Genomic DNA, 15,921 nt, shown 5'->3' with positions numbered 1-15,921 from the left:
AGGAGAAAATATATGAAAAAGTTAATTAATGATATAAAAAATGAAAATATTGAATTAACAGAAGTAGCAGCAACAAGCAGCGGTGGCAATATTCAGCAAGCCTTTAAAATAAATATCCATGATGGGAAAGGCTTTTATGAAACTGGGGTAAGTACATCTTTTTGGTCAACTTTAATGATTACAGCAAAAATTTTTCAACCTAAAAATGGATCATGGACAATTATAATTAGAGATAAAGCGAGGAAAAATTTAGTAGTTTATGAAAATTATCATGTGGTACATGATAAAGAGATTTCATTTAATTATAAAACAGGCTTAAAAGTAAATCTTTTAATTGAAGCTACTTGGAACCAAGCTAAAGACACAACTTTGAGTGGAGAATTATCAATTAAGTACTAAAATGCTGTTCTTCTTTTAAAATAAAAATCTTATCATATTAAATCATAAATCATAAATAATAAAACAAAAAATCCATTAAAATCTTAAGATTTTAATGTTTTTTTGTTTTATAGAAAATTTAAGAAGTGACTATAATTTTAGACTTGTTCATTAACTTTTTCTAACAAAATAAAAAAATCTTCTTCATTTTTACGTTCTAAATATGTATCTATAAGCGACTGAGTTGACAATTTACTAAATCCCTTATATCCATTGTCCAATATATCAGTTAAAACACTTATGAAATAATCTTTACTTTTATCTATATCCTTAAGCATCTTATATGATATATCCTTTATTAATTCTTCTTTTATATTTTCTCGTAGTTTTTCAGTGTATTCTTTCATAAAAATTTGTGTTTCTTCAGGATATGCAGAAAAATCTCCTGAAATTATATCTTGAATTTCCATCATAACCACTCCTTAGTAATTTCTGTTTTAAAACGTATTTTTATTAAACAATATAGATCTCTTTAATTTTTAGTAAGGGGGTCTTTTACTATCACAAGTCCAAGTAATCCAGGCCCTGTATGAACTCCAGCTACTGGACTAATTTCTCCAAAGGATAATCTTGTAATATTTTGAAGACCAGCAATTGTGTCAGAAAAGATCTTTGCTTCTTCATAGGCGCCACCGTGCATAATCCAAACTTTACAAGGAGATATTGCAAGAGCTTCTCTTGCAATATCTACAAGTTTACTTGTAGCTTTCTTTTTCCCTTTTGCCTTTGCATAAGTATAATATGCGCCCTCTTTATTAATTGATATTATTGGTTTTATGTTTAAAATTTCCCCTATGGTACCGGAAACTTTTCCAATTCTACCGCCTTTAGTTAGATATTTTAGTGTATCCACCGCATAGTAAACAGTGATTCTATTTCTTATTTCAGGAAGATCTTTTACAATTTCCTCAAAGCCTTTTCCACAGCTGATCATTTCACCACATTCTTCAACAATTGCCGCCTCGCCAATAGTTAATGATTTAGAATCAAAAACGCAGGTTTCTATAGATGGATGATTTTCACTTACCAATCTCAATGTATTATATGTGCCTGATAACGCTTCAGATATTACTACTGCAATGGCATGTGTATATCCTTTCGCTTCAAGCTTTAAATACAAGTCTTCCATATCATTCATTGAAGGTAATGAAGTTGAGGGGATCTCATATACGAAATTATCATAAACTTCTTTTGGGGTAATAGTTACCCTGTCAATGTACTCTCTATCCTTATATATTATTCTTAGAGGAAGTACAAATAGATCGTATTTTTCAATCGTTTCTTTATCAACATCAGAAGTACTATCCGTAATAAGTGCAATCTTACTCATTTTAATTTCACCTTTCTTATTTTATTGTTTATTCAATAGTTCCATGTTTTGCAATCATCGCTGCACCAATTATACCTGCTTTATTACCTAGTTCTGCTAAAACAATTTTAGCAATAGGTAATTCAGAATAAGACTTGTTCGCTGCAACTTCATTTATAACCTTATCCAAAAGATATTGGCCTGCCCCTGCAACACCGCCACCTAATGCTATTATTTCTGGATCAATGAAATTGACTATATTAAGTATTCCTATGCTTAGATATTTCACTAAGCGATTCACTGCTAAATTTGCTATTATATCTCCTTCTCTAGCACAATCAAATATTATTTTTGCATCTATATTGTTAACGTTCCCTCCTGCCCTTTCTATTATTATAGTGCTTTCATTCATTTCCTCAATTAGTTTTTTTGTATGTTTTATTATAGCAGTAGATGAAGCGAAGGTTTCTAAGCAACCATTTCTTCCACAATTGCAATTGTAAAAATTTTCACCAACAACCATATGTCCGATTTCTGAGCCTATACCATTAAATCCACTATATACTTCACCATTTAAAATAATTCCCCCACCAATACCTGTTCCTAATGTAAGCATCAAGCTACTTTTACAATTCTTCATTGAGCCATTCTCATATTCCGCAAGTGCGGCCACCGTAGCATCATTATCTATATAAATTGGTTTATTAAGTGCATTTCCCAACATCTCTCTTAAATGTACATTTTTCCATCCAAGATTCACACAAAATATTACATTCCCATTTTTATCAGCTAAGCCTGGAATACCTATACCTATAGCCTTTATTCTTTTTAGTGGCATATTGAAATCCTCTAAAGTGTTTAAAACTAGAACTACCATATCCTCTATTATCTCATTGGGGTCCCTCCCCACTCTTGTAGCACATGATTTTTCATACTTTATGTTTCCTTGATCATCAACGATGCCAACTGCAATATTAGTGCCTCCTAAATCAATACCTATATACATATACTTCTTCCTTTCATAGCCTCTGCTACAGTTCTTTTATTTAATAAATATATATTCAATTTAAAACCATAAATTTCATTTAAAGGTATTCGCCATCAAACTAAAAAATAATTAAATTTTCATCGTTTTTATTCCAATATGCTTTGACATTATATTCATAAAGGATTAGAAAGATATCAATTTAAACAGTTTCAGACAGATTAGTAGTGAATATTTTTAAAATTGGTTTGATTTTGTATATGAATAAATTATACCATATATACGTATTTTTACTTTGTAAATTTAAAAAAGAACCCAAGTAATTTTAAATTACTTGGGTTCTTTTTTAACAGATTTATATTTTGAATTATTTTTTTCATCCGGATTTATATATTCATAATCACCTACTTCATTTTTCCTGATTCCTAAAGATGCCATTTGTTTATTAGTAGTTTTAAGTTTATTAGCCATGTATCCACCTCTTTCTATAATATGGTTGCCATAAAAAAAATATTTATACGTTATTTTTATACAAGAACTGGAGTTAAATCATCTCCTGCTAAGCTGCAACATCTTCGCAGAAGATGCATTGACGACTTCAGAATGATATTTATACTTTCACTGAAGTTTTCTATTTGTTAGGGCATATAACTTCCAATTGTAGAAGTGGGAGACTTTCCTTCTGAAATGTCGTTAAAATCACTTCGCATATTTAATCTGAATTTAGGTAATTATAATATTAAAATAAATTTAAAAAATAAATATAAATGTGAAAGGTGGTGTTTTATATGGGAGTTTTACGTTGGATAGGCGGAATAGTAGTATTCTTTTGGGCATTAGGGCTTATATTTAGAGTTGGTGGCAGTATGATCCATATATTACTTCTAATAGCTGCAATTGTATTCATCGTGGATATGCTTTCAGGAAAAAGAAGAACCTAGGGACATATCCTATTGGATTCATGAGAAAAAATAATGCTACACAGGATATCTATTGTTAAATATCCTGTGTAACATTATTTTTTCGCCTTTTTTGCTATTCCAGCATATAAATATTCTAGGTGATTCGTATTAACGTCTCCCATTTTTAATATATCTATTCTACTTTTAGCCTTATCTAGAACTTCCTTTGCTTCATCAAAGTCCAGTTGCTTTATGCAAGAACTTGCATATTCTAGTAAATAATCAATTTTTATAACTACTTTTGCTAAGTCTTCCTTATCCTCATTTATCAAATTAATTAATATAGAATATATTTGGGGAGAAGCCGTTCCCTTATAATTATATAAAAGATCATTATTTTTACTGCTTTTTTTTGTCATATTTAACACCTCTTTATTTTTTGAAGTTTTATATTTAACATTACTTTTAAAGACATTTCAGAAGGAAAGTCTCACAGTTCTATATTGCAGAGCTCCGCAGGAGATGATTCACCATATTAACTACATATGAATATATGCCTTTTAAAGGTCCCTTTAGACACCGTACACCGATCATCTATGTGAAAGCCAACGGAAGTAATTTGCTCTTCCATATCATCAAAAGTAATTATTACCATTCTATCCGCTATTCTACGAGTACTACTTATAATAGCTAGCTGTTCCTCGGTCGTAATTTGAGTAAATATACCATAAGGAAGATCAACTATGGCCACATTAAATTTATTCGCAATATCATTCATATCACAAATAGTTATTACATCATCATATCCAAAATACCGGAGGTTTGCCTTTGCATTTTCACCAATGTATGGATTTATCTCATAACCTTTAATATTAATATCCATTGAAATAGCTTCAATTAGTACCGTCCCAATGCCACAACATGGATCTACAACGCTGCAATTTAGATTATTAGCTACAGCTATATTAACAAGGGCCCGACATACATTCACCTTTAGTGCATTTGAATAAGAAAAAGGTTTTTTATTGTGCAATAACCAGTCAGAAACATTGCTCTCACATTCACCAAATATCCATTTGTTAGCTATTTTTGTTATGCCAAAGATAATTTCGGGATTTTTCATTTCAGCTTCTCCTAGTATATTAAATCCTATTTCGAACTCAATCCTACGCCTCTCATGAAAACCAATATTTTCATCAGTAGCATTGATATAAGCAACTTTATAATTTATTCCGGTAAGTTTATCCATAGCAATTTGATCGATAATCTGTTTCATTGTTTCTCCGGTATACATTATAGAAATGCATTTTTTTATAAAAGGACTTCTAGATGGATCCACATAAATATCAGAAAACAAGTGCTTTTCATCAAGGTGTTTATTAAAGAGGCACTTTATTTCCATTTTGCATAGGCTTTCTTCATCACTCGAATAATTAGTTGTGTATAAATACTTCTTTTCATTTTGTGGTAGCTGAAACATTAAAGCACATCCTTTTAAATAATATTGATAGCTTTTAAAAATCCATCAACTTTTTTTTCGTAATCATCTTTGTTCTTCCAATACGCCTCGGCATGGCCTGCACTCGGTGCAATATATATATCTTTGTAGCCCTTCTTTACTGAGTACATTTGGTTACACATAAAAGTAGGTACATAGTCATCTTCTTCACCATGAATAAACAATATCGGAGTTTTCACATTAGGCAAAGTAGTTATAGGTGATACATCTTTGAAGTCCCATCCAACTCGAATTTTGCTGATTTTACTTGATAATTTTATGAGTGGAAATCTCTTTATACCGTAATCTTTTTCTAATCTGTGTTTAAATAAATCTTCTGCATCAGAATATCCACAGTCATCTATACAAAACTTAATTCTATCATCTATTGCAATATTTTGAAGAACTATGCCGGCACCCATGGACTCGCCATGTAATCCGACGATGATATCATTTCCTAATTTATTAAACAGCCAATCGGTGCATTTTTTTAAATCAAACTTTTCATAATAACCAAAAGAAGTATTTTTCCCACCACTTAGACCGTGATTTCTATGATCATAAATAAAGATAGCAAAACCTCTTTTTAAAAACATATCCATATATTTAACAGAGCCATACAAACTCCAAGTTATTCCGTGACACAATATTATAGTTCTTTTTGCATTGTTATTTGGAAAGAAGAAACCATGAATTTTATAACCATACTGGGAATCGAGATATACTTCTTGTTTTTCCAAATTATCAAATTTTTCTATTTCTATTTTCCCTTGTTCTACTTCGTGATCATAGGTAAAATTATATTTTGCAACCCTAGGATATATAATTATACTAGAAAAGTGCCACCCTATAATAAAAATAGTAATAATAATTAAAATTGATATAAATAATGCTATATTTATCATGATAATCCCTCCTCTAAAAAAAAGAGCCCTTGTATTTTATCATAAGGGCCATTCAAAATACACAATAAGTTGTAATACTAAGATTTCTTTCTACCCTTCAAAACATATATCATGCAAGCAATCCCAGCTAAGATTAATACAGCATAAATCCAAAAGGTTAATGTCATAAAAATATATTCTGATTCGAAATAAATTACAGTAGAGCTTAGAGCAGGGACTACTAATGAATCACCTTTAAATTGTTTTATAGTTTTAACACCTGCTTGTTCTCCATCTACAACAATATTCCACGTGCCTTTCTTAGATAATTTAATGGTTGTGTCTTCTCTATTTGCATTAAAAGCTACTACAATATTCGCCCAAGTATCCATATTTGCACTGTAGTTCATTTCGTATGCTACCACATTTTCAGGGACTGTTAAAAAATTCAAGTTTTTCTTAATCATATCCGCTGAAGACATTCTGAAGGCCGGATGTGCTTTTCTTAACTCTATTAAACCTTTGAAATAATTAACAGTGTTGATGTTTTCTGATTTTCGAGTCCAATCAAGTTTATTTACACTATCAGGAGACTTATAGGAGTTGTTATCGCCACCTTTAGTCCTCAAAAATTCCTGTCCTGATTGAAAGAATGGAATACCTTGGGAAGTAAGAATTATAGCATCTGCCATTCTGTGCATTTTTAATCTTGCTTCATCATTATCTTTTGGGTTTGTTAAAATAAGTTTATCCCATAATGTATTATTATCGTGAGACTCAGCATAAGTAATAGATTGTACAGGGTCAACTTTTTCCCAAGTTTTTATACCACTTGAGTAATCTATACCTCCGACTATTCCCTTTTTAATGTCTGTCTCCGCATTAGTTTTCCCATTAACAAATCCCTTAGATTTTACTTCGAATACGCTACCTTTTATTCCATCTTTCATTTTATCATTGAAATGTGATATTCCAGGCATTTTACTGGTATTTTTCTGTATTGCCGCTTTATCTTCTGGAAGAGTAGTCCCAATATTAGAGCTCTCTCCTGTAATGATAATGGAAGGATCTATATTATTTAATTTTTTTCTAACTTCATTCATTGTATTTATATCAATGAGCCCCATATTATCGAATTTAAATCCATCTATATTATATTCTTTTGCCCAATACATTACGGAATCTACAATAAACTTTCTTGTCATTGCATTTTCTGAAGCAAGGGTATTTCCATACCCACTTTCATCTGTGTTGCTACCATCTTTATCGTATCTATAATAATATCCAGGTACTAATTTATTGAAATTAGAATCATAGCTATTGTACATGTGATTATAAACTACATCCATGGTTACCCTTAATCCGTTATCGTGAAGAGATTGTACTGCTTGTTTCAATTCTTTAACTCTAGTGATAGGATTGTATGGATCTGTTGAATAACTTCCTTCAGGTGCATTATAATTTTTAGGATTGTAACCCCAGTTAAATTGTGGCTTTTTTGAAGTCTCATCCACACTAGCATAATCAAATATTGGCATAAGCTCCACATGAGTTACCCCTAGGTCTTTTATATAATCAACACCCGTCTTGGTACCATCAGTTCCCTTTGTCCCAGCTTCAGTAAACGCTAAATATTTACCTTTGTTTTCTATGCCACTATTTGGGTCTATAGAAAAATCTCCAACATGTAGTTCGTATATAATTGCATCATTTAAATTTGTAAAATTAGGTTTTTCACTTGGCCTCCATTTTTTAGGGTTTGTTTCCTTTAAGTCAATTACAGCGCCCTTATCTCCATTTACTGACACAGAACGAGCATAAGGATCTACAGCCTCGTTCCAAACTCCTGAAATATTAACCTTATAAGTATAAAATATGTCCTTTTGATCTCCATTTAAGTCAAAGGTCCAGGTACCTTTGACACTTTTTTTCATGCTAGATTCATTACCAATTTTATCATCCCATTTTTTATATGTTACAAGCTTTACCTCGGTTGCAGTTGGTGCCCATACCCTAAAGCTTGTTTTATTAGTAGAATAAGTATTACCTAAATCATTTCCTTCATAATAATACATTTTTTCAAAACCAGCACTTCCCATTACATCCCCAAGCACTACGTCCTTTTCCGGAAAACCATCCTTAGAAACCGTAAGTTTTTGACCTAGTTTAACATTTTCACTAAGCTCTAGTTTTGCAACTGTTGTAATACCATCTTTTACTTCATTACTTGTTACTTCTTTTATTTTTACAGACTTACCATCAGCCTTAACTATAATGCCTTCAGTACTTTGCGCGATAAATTGAAATGCTAAGTTTGTTTCTATGCTTATGCTATTCAAGTCGTCTAATTTTGCAACTACAAATTCACCTGAATTATCCAAATCATTTCCAGCAGGTACGACCACCTTTGGAGCACCTGCTTTAGCTTCAGCTACTGAATAGTATACTTTAGGGTCACCTCCATTAATCCAAACTTCTATAGCACCATCATTGAATTTCTCAATAAATCTATTCTCCTCAGCGTCCTTTTCCCCTTTGTCTGTACGTACTATAAACCCTACTTTATTAAATTTACCATCGAATTTAACTTCACATATCTGACCAAATGCATCCTTGCCAGTGTAAGCGAACTTACTTCCCTCTTCGTCATCAGTCAACAACCACATGTTCCATTTTAAATCACTGGTTGGATTTTTAGCATAATGAACAATTATCTTCATCTTACCGCTTTTAGCAAAGGTATGCATGCTTGGGAACTGAAAAAACAACTCTGTTATAACTATAATAGCTGCAAGAAAAATGCTAAATGCCTTACTTTTGTTACTCTGTATATCAAAGTTCATAAATTTCTCCTCTAAAAAAATTATGGTCATCTAATCTATGTACTACCACTTACTATATAAACATTTTTAATCTTAATCCATTATATAATTTTAGAGAGATATATACAAGTAATTTATTACTCTCTTAAATCATCTTCTGCGAAGCTACAATAGCTCCGCATGAGATGGCTTAACGACCTCGGAATGGGATGTAACCTACTCCACAAGTGAAAAACCGTACACTTTATCTCCAGTGTACGGTTATCATTAGTTTTATTTGTAACATCATCTAAATAAAAAGACGTTTACTTAAATCATCTCCTGCGGAGCTACCTATTTTCATTTCTTATAGCTGCATAATTAATCTTGGCTTTCTGAGAATACCTTGTTAATAATGTCTACTCTGGAACTACCTATTATATTAGATATTTTTAAAGATATATTACCATCCTTATAAATTCTATCCTCATTTGCATTAACTAATACCATTATTTTTTCTTTTAACTTTTCATATGATATAACATCATCCAAATAAAAATCCACTAAATCCTTCAAACATGATGCTAATGCTTTTGGGTCCTTATAAACTTTTCTCATACTGTACTCCTTATTATTCATTTTAATGTGTATCTTCTTATTATAGCCTAATATCTTTAAAATTTAAAGATATGTTGAAGGAATTGTAGCTACTTTCTATATAATTACCTTGGGAAATGTATTGTTTACAATTTTAACCAAAGAAATTTTACTAATATTAGGCAAGTATGATGTAATTGCTAATTGGAGGTATTTTATGATATTTTATTTTTCAGGAACTGGTAATTCACTTTATATTGCTAAAAGCATAGCAATGCAAAATAACGAAAATCTAATTTCCATAGCAGCTACTATGAAGAAAGATAACGAATCCTATGAATACACATTAAAAGATAGCATCCTAAAATTAGAGTTAATGATATGATAATAAATTAACTCTAAAAAACCCTCAATAATTTTATATTGAGGTTTTTTTAGAGTTAAGCATGAATGGAACTAGATTTACTACTTGACTATTATTCAGCCATCTCTAAAGCTATTTTCATCATATTAGTAAAGGCTTCTTGTCTTTCTTGAGACGTAGTCACCTCATGAGTTACTAAATTATCAGAGACTGTTAATAAACAAGATGCTTTCTTCCCCAATATATTTGCATTATGGAATAGAGCAAATGATTCCATTTCTACGCAAGTACAACCGTACTTTTCATAAATATCCTTATACTCATCAAAATTTTCACGATAAAATACATCCGATGAGTGAACTCTATTTTTATGAATTTTTATGCCTAAATCCTCTGCCGTTTTCTCTAACTTACTATTTAAAACAGATGATGCAGCAATTGTATCGGATTCATATCCACTTTGAGTTTTTGCATAAGTGGATTCACTCCAAGCCTCAGTGCAAAGTACTACATCATATAAGTTTAAATCAGCAGTGTAAGCACCACATGAACCAATTCGTATAATATTTTCTACACCATAAAAATTAAATAATTCATATGAGTAGATACCAATACTAGGCATACCCATGCCACTAGCCATTACAGAAATTTTACGTCCTTTATATGTACCCGTGTATCCAAATATATTTCGTACGTTATTAAATTTGGATACATTTTGTAAAAATGTTTCTGCAATAAATTGTGCCCGTAATGGATCCCCCGGCATTAAGACTGTTTTTGCAATAATTCCTTCTTCTTTTACTTCAATATGCGCTGTTGGTATCATATTGAAACCTCCTTATACTTATATTTATTTTTTGAAATATAGTGAATTGTATTCCTACTAATAACAATTAAGGTACATTCATATTATACCAAATTAAAAGTATAAAAAAATGCTATATGCTATTTATTTGACAATATTTTTGATTTAATTTACAAACTCAAGCATATCTAATATATAGATTGTTATTTCGGCTTTTTTACAATATTAATTATTAATGTAGGTTTACATTTTTGTAGGTTTACATAATTACAATTATGTAAACCTATTTTCGTTATATCTCAAATTCTTTTTATTTATTAATTTTTATAATATTAATAATTATTCGTGTATGATATAATTGTATGATAATTAAAATGAATTCTAATTGTTTAGACAATTTAAAATTATAGATTGGAGATATGATACTAATGCATAACGATAAAATTATATCAACTTTTATACCCTCAGTAGCTTCAATTTTACCTGAAACAAATAATGATATTTATTTTTTATTTTACAAGGATGAGTTATTAGTTAAATCTGACGCTAATAAAACAACAATACCTACAATTAGAGATCTAGTAGATTTAAAATTAAATAATATTCAATATCTTGGCTCCATAAATGGTGAAAATTGCTTTTGTGGAGAAATGAATAAAGATGCTATTATCCCAAACAGTATGTGTTTGCTCGACCTTAAATCTTTAACTCACCAGTTACCTAACGAAATGTTTTGGATAGCTGGGAGAGCTAAACAAATAGTAAGCTTTAATAATGATCATAAATATTGTGGCAGATGTGGCACATTAACTCAGAGCGTTGGTGGAGAAAGATCTAAAAAATGTTCCAAGTGTGGACTTGTAAATTACCCTAGGATTTGTCCAGCTATAATTGTAGCTGTTGTAAAGGATGGGAAATTACTTCTTGCTCATAATAATCAATTTCCTAAAGATTTATATAGTGTAGTTTCTGGTTTTGTAGAGGTTGGAGAGACTTTTGAGGAGTGTGTTGTTCGCGAAGTTTGTGAAGAAACAGGCATTACTGTAAAAAATATAAAATATTTTGGAAATCAACCTTGGCCTTTTCCTAATTCTCTAATGATAGGATTTACTTGCGAATACGAAAGCGGAGAAATACAAGTAGACGGAAAAGAAATTGGGCATGCTAAATGGTATAGTTCTACTGAACTACCTTTAACACCTGATAGTATAAGCATAGCTAAAAAATTGATTGACTGGTTTACTGAAAACAATTAAATCAGAGAATATATATACTAATACACAAACAAATAGAAGTTAGAATCCTTAATTCACAACGAATTAGATTCTAACTTCTATTTGTTCTTAATATATTTAACAATATTTTTTCTCCTTAAACTATATTTTCTTTTTAAATTTTAATCAATAAATCAGTATAGTGTTACAATCTTAATACTTACTTTATTACGGTTAAACTTAACTTTTGTATTCCTAAGTAATTTATAAAATGGCTTCCTAGCCGATTGCAATGGCAATCATCTTTGAATTCTTAGTTTACGTATAGTTTCTATATATTTTTTATGACCTCTCCCCACTCTATTATATTTTATTGGGGGTATCAAGTTTGTTTAAAGATTTTACTAAATATATGATAAGTTGCGCTTCTTATATTTATAATATAACATGATAATTATAATTTGTCAATATTTATTATTAATCAACAAAGGAAATTTTATAATTCCAATCCATAATTTTGTGGTATAATTTTATGTATATGAAAGAAAATAACAAGTCACTGATTTCGAGAATATTTTCTTGAATTGCTTATAAAATAACAATGAAAAGAGGTTTAATGATGAATAAAAAAGAGTTGGCAAACATAAGAAAAGGGTTTAAATTAGATAGTGGCATGATGAAAATCCAGGAGATTTATAGTGTTTATCTAAAAAAAGATAATGTACGAATTGATTATGAGCCAGTTATTCATTCAGAATTTGATTACTTTGATAGAATGGATATGGATAAAAAAGAGTTGTTCTTAGGTAATTTTAAGAAAGTTCTTACCGGTGCTATTGATACTAAAATTTTCGAGTTGAATGTTCAAAATATAGAAGAAGAAAATAATACTCAAGAAATTTTAGGTGGTGCTTTAAAATCAAGTGATAAAAATGAAATTCAAAGCTACATTAATAAGCTTATTGAAAAGATTGCGGCTAACTATAAATATGAAACTGATGTGGTGGTTACTTTCATTAAAGCTGAATACTGGCTAGGCTCTAGCCACAAAAATATGGATGCAAATGAAAGTATCGATGATGCTGTCCAAGCCTTTAACTTTATCCTAGCAAGTGTAAACAAAATAGATATTCCAAAGAGAACCCTAAAATTCGACTACACTGATAAGGAATTTAAAGCAAATTCAGCCCTAGATTCGGTTATTAATCTTAATGCCCCCTTGGAAGGCTTTATGTTTCCTAGCCTAACTAATGGGTATTCAGATATTAATAAAATTTTATATTACGCCTCAAAACCTAAGGAATTAAACACAGACTTTATTGAAAATGTTCTTAACTGTGCTTTTAAATTTACTGCTGAAGATGAAAAAAATTGCTTTAGTGATATATTAAAATCTATAATTGGAGATAAAATAAAACCTGAACTTATGCAAGATATTTATGCGAACATCCACGAATTTGCGGAGCAAGCTGACGAAGGTGAAACTCCTACTCTTTGCGCTAAAGATATTAAAAATATCCTTAATAATTCTGGTGCAGAGATTATATGCGATATAGAAACTGCTTTTGAGGAAACTTGTGGTAGCGAATATGATTTTAAGATAAACAATATTGTACCTGAATTTAATGCAAAATCCATTAAAATTACTAGTGAAATTGCAAATATTACTTTAACACCTAAGGAACTAAATTCAATTAAACAAGTAAAAAATAAGGACGGTAGAAGATGTCTACTTATTGAAATTGATGAGGATATTGTTATAGAAGGCTTTAAATTAGAAACTGAAGGGTTTTAAATTCTAACCCTCATAATAAAAGGAGAATATTAGTGCATCTTAGATGACACTAATATTCTCCTTTTATTCTATATTTGTTCTTAGGCCTACCAACTTTACCGTATTCCATTTCAACTACAAGTTTTTGTTCTTTCTCTAAATAATCTAAGTATCTTCTAGCAGTTATTCTAGAAACTCCGATATTTTTTGCCATCTGTTCTGATGTAAAAGAATTATCTTTCATGTTAGATATACCCACTAAAACTTTTTCGTAGGTGTATTGATTAAATCCCTTAATGTCACCAATATTCCCATCATATTCTATCACATGTCTATTCTCTTTTATGGTATATTTATCAATAGCTCCTTGCTCCATACTATCAAAGTTTTTAAAACTATTCTTTCTACTTTTAAATTGAAGAAGTGCTTCTTTAAATCTATTGAATATAAAGGGTTTAACTAAATAATCTACTGCACCATATCGAAAGGCTTCTTCAACCGTTTCTGTGTTCCTATCTGCTGTGATTAATATAACATCACATTTAAAATTTTGGAGTCGTATCCACTTTAATAAATCTATACCCTTCCCTTGAGGAAAAAAAACATCTAATAATATTAATTCAGGTTTCCCTCTTAATACAACTTCTTTTGCTTTTTCAATCGAGTTAACGCTATCATATAGTGTAAATCCCTCTATCTTTTTTAAAAATTTTTCGTTGATTTTTGCCACCATTGGGTCATCTTCAACAATAAGAACCTTAATCATATCATCTACCCCCTTTTCATCGGTATAAAAATATCCCATATAGTTCCATTTTCTTGCAGAATATTTATATCTCCACCAGCATAATCTATTATTTGCTTTACAATACTAAGCCCAAATCCTCTATTTCCAACTTTAGTTGTAAATCCGCGAACAAAAACACTATCTATTATATTTTCACTAATTCCAGGCCCATTATCCTGAATCCTTATTCTAAGTGCTTCATTAGTAGAATTTAATCTTATAAATATCCTACCATTTTCAAATTTCACTAATTCTTCAATAGAATTTTCTATTAAGTTTCCAATAACAGAGCAAATTTCATCTACTGTTATGTTTTCAGGAATTTTATCTATATAAGAATTTGAATCAATTTCTAAAGAAATCTTTGCTTCTGTTGCCTTGCTATATTTAGCAAGTAAGATCCCTGCTATGTGTGCATTCTTAATTTTTTTATTGAGAATATCAGAAACTTCGCCTCGTAGCTTCGATATATGACAAATATATTCAATTACCTCATCATATTCTTCTAATTGTATAAGTCCTGAAATAGTGTGAAGTTTGTTCATAAACTCGTGATTTTGTGCTCTTAAGGCACAGGTCATTTTTTTAATTCCCGTTAATTCTTCTGCCATATTCTTAACTTCTGTTAAGTCCTGAAAACTGGATACAACACCTATAATCTCTTCTCTATGATTTTTTAATAAAGTATGACTGCACATAAGGGTTCTATTCTGGCGTATTTTAATTTCTTGATTATATACCCCTTCATGAGTCCTCAATACTTCCATCATTTCATCTGTATAATTAAAGTTAAAATTAACAATCTTTTTACCTATATCCTCATCTTCTAGTTGTAATATTTCCTTAGCTATTTTATTAAAGAGTATTACTTTACCATCTTTATCAATAGCTAGAATTCCATTTTTAAGATTCTGCAAAATTAAGTCTCTCTGACCTAATAGAAGTGCAATTTCCTTTGGCTCTAGACCAAATATGCTCTTTTTTATTCTATTTGATAAAATGGCTGCGGCAATTATACCCATTAAAAGTCCACCTACTAAAGCTATCTTTAAACAAAATAAATGAAAGCTAAGTTCAGCATACACGGTATCGGTTAATAGACCCACTAAAACTGCTCCTACTTGTTCTCCTTTATAATATATGGGTACGAAGGCTCTTATTGCAGAAATCAGCACATTCCTGTCCTTAGATACATAAGACTCACCCTTTGCAATTACCCGTTCTTCTCCACCATCAGCATATTTTTTGCCTAGCGAATTTCCAAAGGGATAAGAATATTTTATTCCCTTCATATCCATAACAATAATATATTTAAATCTAGTTTTATCTCTGAAACTTTCTATAGTCTTTTGAACAGTTCCATAATCATTTGAGGTTGCTAAAGTTTCTTCAATTATATCAATAGAAGCAATAGTTACAGCTAAATCCATAGCATTATTTCCCATTTGAGTTTCCACAGAATTTCGTGCTTGGTAATAAGTAACAACTCCTATACTACCGATCACGATAAATATTATAATGCTCATAAATATTGTTAATCTATACTGTAATTTCAATAACACT

The 15,921-nt window shown here is 30.4% G+C and carries 17 protein-coding genes; 5 read left to right on the top strand and 12 right to left on the bottom strand.

Annotation, left to right across the window (positions count from 1 at the left end; genetic code table 11):
* The first annotated feature begins 12 nt into the window (after positions 1-12).
* Positions 13-399 (top strand): hypothetical protein, encoded by a 387-nt coding sequence (locus ACWJKP_RS10925; RefSeq protein ID WP_165412800.1) that lies wholly within the window; start codon positions 13-15, stop codon positions 397-399.
* A gap of 137 nt (positions 400-536) precedes the next feature.
* Here the strand turns inward: ACWJKP_RS10925 and ACWJKP_RS10920 are convergent, their stop codons facing one another.
* The 4 genes from ACWJKP_RS10920 to ACWJKP_RS10905 form a co-directional block, all read right to left on the bottom strand.
* On the bottom strand, positions 537-851 hold the full coding sequence (locus tag ACWJKP_RS10920) for a hypothetical protein (protein ID WP_165412799.1): 315 nt from the start codon (positions 849-851) through the stop codon (positions 537-539).
* 59 nt (positions 852-910) lie between these two features.
* Positions 911-1,768 (bottom strand): DegV family protein, encoded by an 858-nt coding sequence (locus ACWJKP_RS10915; protein WP_165412798.1) that lies wholly within the window; start codon positions 1,766-1,768, stop codon positions 911-913.
* Positions 1,769-1,796: 28 nt separating this feature from the next.
* Positions 1,797-2,753, bottom strand: coding sequence for an ROK family protein (locus ACWJKP_RS10910; RefSeq protein ID WP_165412797.1), 957 nt, complete (start codon positions 2,751-2,753; stop codon positions 1,797-1,799).
* A 309-nt stretch (positions 2,754-3,062) separates the two neighbouring features.
* Positions 3,063-3,203: a hypothetical protein gene (locus ACWJKP_RS10905; protein WP_165412796.1), complete on the bottom strand. Its 141-nt coding sequence runs from the start codon at positions 3,201-3,203 to the stop codon at positions 3,063-3,065.
* A 317-nt stretch (positions 3,204-3,520) separates the two neighbouring features.
* Between ACWJKP_RS10905 and ACWJKP_RS10900 the strand changes: the two genes are divergently transcribed.
* Positions 3,521-3,673 (top strand): lmo0937 family membrane protein, encoded by a 153-nt coding sequence (locus ACWJKP_RS10900; protein ID WP_165412795.1) that lies wholly within the window; start codon positions 3,521-3,523, stop codon positions 3,671-3,673.
* Between the two features lie 74 nt (positions 3,674-3,747).
* On the opposite strand, the gene ACWJKP_RS10895 is transcribed toward ACWJKP_RS10900, so the two are convergent.
* The 5 genes from ACWJKP_RS10895 to ACWJKP_RS10875 form a co-directional block, all read right to left on the bottom strand.
* Complete coding sequence (locus tag ACWJKP_RS10895; RefSeq protein WP_165412794.1) at positions 3,748-4,053, bottom strand: hypothetical protein; 306 nt, start codon at positions 4,051-4,053, stop codon at positions 3,748-3,750.
* 116 nt (positions 4,054-4,169) lie between these two features.
* Positions 4,170-5,114 (bottom strand): TRM11 family SAM-dependent methyltransferase, encoded by a 945-nt coding sequence (locus ACWJKP_RS10890; protein ID WP_165412793.1) that lies wholly within the window; start codon positions 5,112-5,114, stop codon positions 4,170-4,172.
* Positions 5,115-5,128: 14 nt separating this feature from the next.
* On the bottom strand, positions 5,129-6,037 hold the full coding sequence (locus ACWJKP_RS10885; RefSeq protein WP_165412792.1) for an alpha/beta hydrolase: 909 nt from the start codon (positions 6,035-6,037) through the stop codon (positions 5,129-5,131).
* A gap of 77 nt (positions 6,038-6,114) precedes the next feature.
* Positions 6,115-8,859, bottom strand: coding sequence for a type I pullulanase (gene pulA, locus ACWJKP_RS10880; RefSeq protein WP_202881865.1), 2,745 nt, complete (start codon positions 8,857-8,859; stop codon positions 6,115-6,117).
* A gap of 339 nt (positions 8,860-9,198) precedes the next feature.
* The gene (locus ACWJKP_RS10875; RefSeq protein WP_165412791.1) at positions 9,199-9,435 is read right to left on the bottom strand and encodes a TIGR04540 family protein; all 237 of its coding nucleotides are present in this window, start codon (positions 9,433-9,435) and stop codon (positions 9,199-9,201) included.
* Positions 9,436-9,631: 196 nt separating this feature from the next.
* Between ACWJKP_RS10875 and ACWJKP_RS10870 the strand changes: the two genes are divergently transcribed.
* Positions 9,632-9,799, top strand: coding sequence for a hypothetical protein (locus ACWJKP_RS10870; RefSeq protein WP_224578941.1), 168 nt, complete (start codon positions 9,632-9,634; stop codon positions 9,797-9,799).
* A 91-nt stretch (positions 9,800-9,890) separates the two neighbouring features.
* Here ACWJKP_RS10870 and deoD read toward each other — a convergent pair whose 3' ends face one another.
* Positions 9,891-10,604 (bottom strand): purine-nucleoside phosphorylase, encoded by a 714-nt coding sequence (gene deoD / locus ACWJKP_RS10865; protein WP_165412790.1) that lies wholly within the window; start codon positions 10,602-10,604, stop codon positions 9,891-9,893.
* A 407-nt stretch (positions 10,605-11,011) separates the two neighbouring features.
* Between deoD and nudC the strand changes: the two genes are divergently transcribed.
* A complete protein-coding gene (gene nudC, locus ACWJKP_RS10860) occupies positions 11,012-11,839 on the top strand; it encodes an NAD(+) diphosphatase (RefSeq protein WP_165412789.1) in 828 nt (275 codons plus the stop codon).
* A 577-nt stretch (positions 11,840-12,416) separates the two neighbouring features.
* A complete protein-coding gene (locus ACWJKP_RS10855; RefSeq protein WP_165412838.1) occupies positions 12,417-13,592 on the top strand; it encodes a DUF4317 family protein in 1,176 nt (391 codons plus the stop codon).
* A gap of 49 nt (positions 13,593-13,641) precedes the next feature.
* Here ACWJKP_RS10855 and ACWJKP_RS10850 read toward each other — a convergent pair whose 3' ends face one another.
* Positions 13,642-14,337 (bottom strand): response regulator, encoded by a 696-nt coding sequence (locus ACWJKP_RS10850; protein ID WP_165412788.1) that lies wholly within the window; start codon positions 14,335-14,337, stop codon positions 13,642-13,644.
* A gap of 5 nt (positions 14,338-14,342) precedes the next feature.
* Entirely contained in the window at positions 14,343-15,914 is a 1,572-nt protein-coding gene (locus ACWJKP_RS10845) for an ATP-binding protein (RefSeq protein ID WP_462961174.1), read from the bottom strand.
* Between the last annotated feature and the right edge of the window lie 7 nt (positions 15,915-15,921).

The sequence above is a fragment of the Clostridium sp. CM037 genome (assembly GCF_055081095.1).
The sequence above is the reverse complement of the archived record's forward strand: the minus strand, read 5'-3'. Positions and strand labels throughout refer to the sequence as shown.

Bases quoted from the DNA above. Each gene is read 5' to 3' on its own strand.
- ACWJKP_RS10915 (WP_165412798.1), bottom strand. From the start codon at position 1,768: ATGAGTAAGATTGCACTTATTACGGATAGTACTTCTGATGTTGATAAA.
- ACWJKP_RS10850 (WP_165412788.1), bottom strand. From the start codon at position 14,337: ATGATTAAGGTTCTTATTGTTGAAGATGACCCAATGGTGGCAAAAATC.
- ACWJKP_RS10885 (WP_165412792.1), bottom strand. From the start codon at position 6,037: ATGATAAATATAGCATTATTTATATCAATTTTAATTATTATTACTATT.
- ACWJKP_RS10900 (WP_165412795.1), top strand. From the start codon at position 3,521: ATGGGAGTTTTACGTTGGATAGGCGGAATAGTAGTATTCTTTTGGGCA.
- deoD (WP_165412790.1), bottom strand. From the start codon at position 10,604: ATGATACCAACAGCGCATATTGAAGTAAAAGAAGAAGGAATTATTGCA.
- pulA (WP_202881865.1), bottom strand. From the start codon at position 8,859: ATGAACTTTGATATACAGAGTAACAAAAGTAAGGCATTTAGCATTTTT.
- ACWJKP_RS10890 (WP_165412793.1), bottom strand. From the start codon at position 5,114: ATGTTTCAGCTACCACAAAATGAAAAGAAGTATTTATACACAACTAAT.
- ACWJKP_RS10870 (WP_224578941.1), top strand. From the start codon at position 9,632: ATGATATTTTATTTTTCAGGAACTGGTAATTCACTTTATATTGCTAAA.
- ACWJKP_RS10875 (WP_165412791.1), bottom strand. From the start codon at position 9,435: ATGAGAAAAGTTTATAAGGACCCAAAAGCATTAGCATCATGTTTGAAG.
- ACWJKP_RS10925 (WP_165412800.1), top strand. From the start codon at position 13: ATGAAAAAGTTAATTAATGATATAAAAAATGAAAATATTGAATTAACA.
- ACWJKP_RS10905 (WP_165412796.1), bottom strand. From the start codon at position 3,203: ATGGCTAATAAACTTAAAACTACTAATAAACAAATGGCATCTTTAGGA.
- ACWJKP_RS10855 (WP_165412838.1), top strand. From the start codon at position 12,417: ATGAATAAAAAAGAGTTGGCAAACATAAGAAAAGGGTTTAAATTAGAT.
- ACWJKP_RS10895 (WP_165412794.1), bottom strand. From the start codon at position 4,053: ATGACAAAAAAAAGCAGTAAAAATAATGATCTTTTATATAATTATAAG.
- nudC (WP_165412789.1), top strand. From the start codon at position 11,012: ATGCATAACGATAAAATTATATCAACTTTTATACCCTCAGTAGCTTCA.
- ACWJKP_RS10910 (WP_165412797.1), bottom strand. From the start codon at position 2,753: ATGTATATAGGTATTGATTTAGGAGGCACTAATATTGCAGTTGGCATC.
- ACWJKP_RS10920 (WP_165412799.1), bottom strand. From the start codon at position 851: ATGATGGAAATTCAAGATATAATTTCAGGAGATTTTTCTGCATATCCT.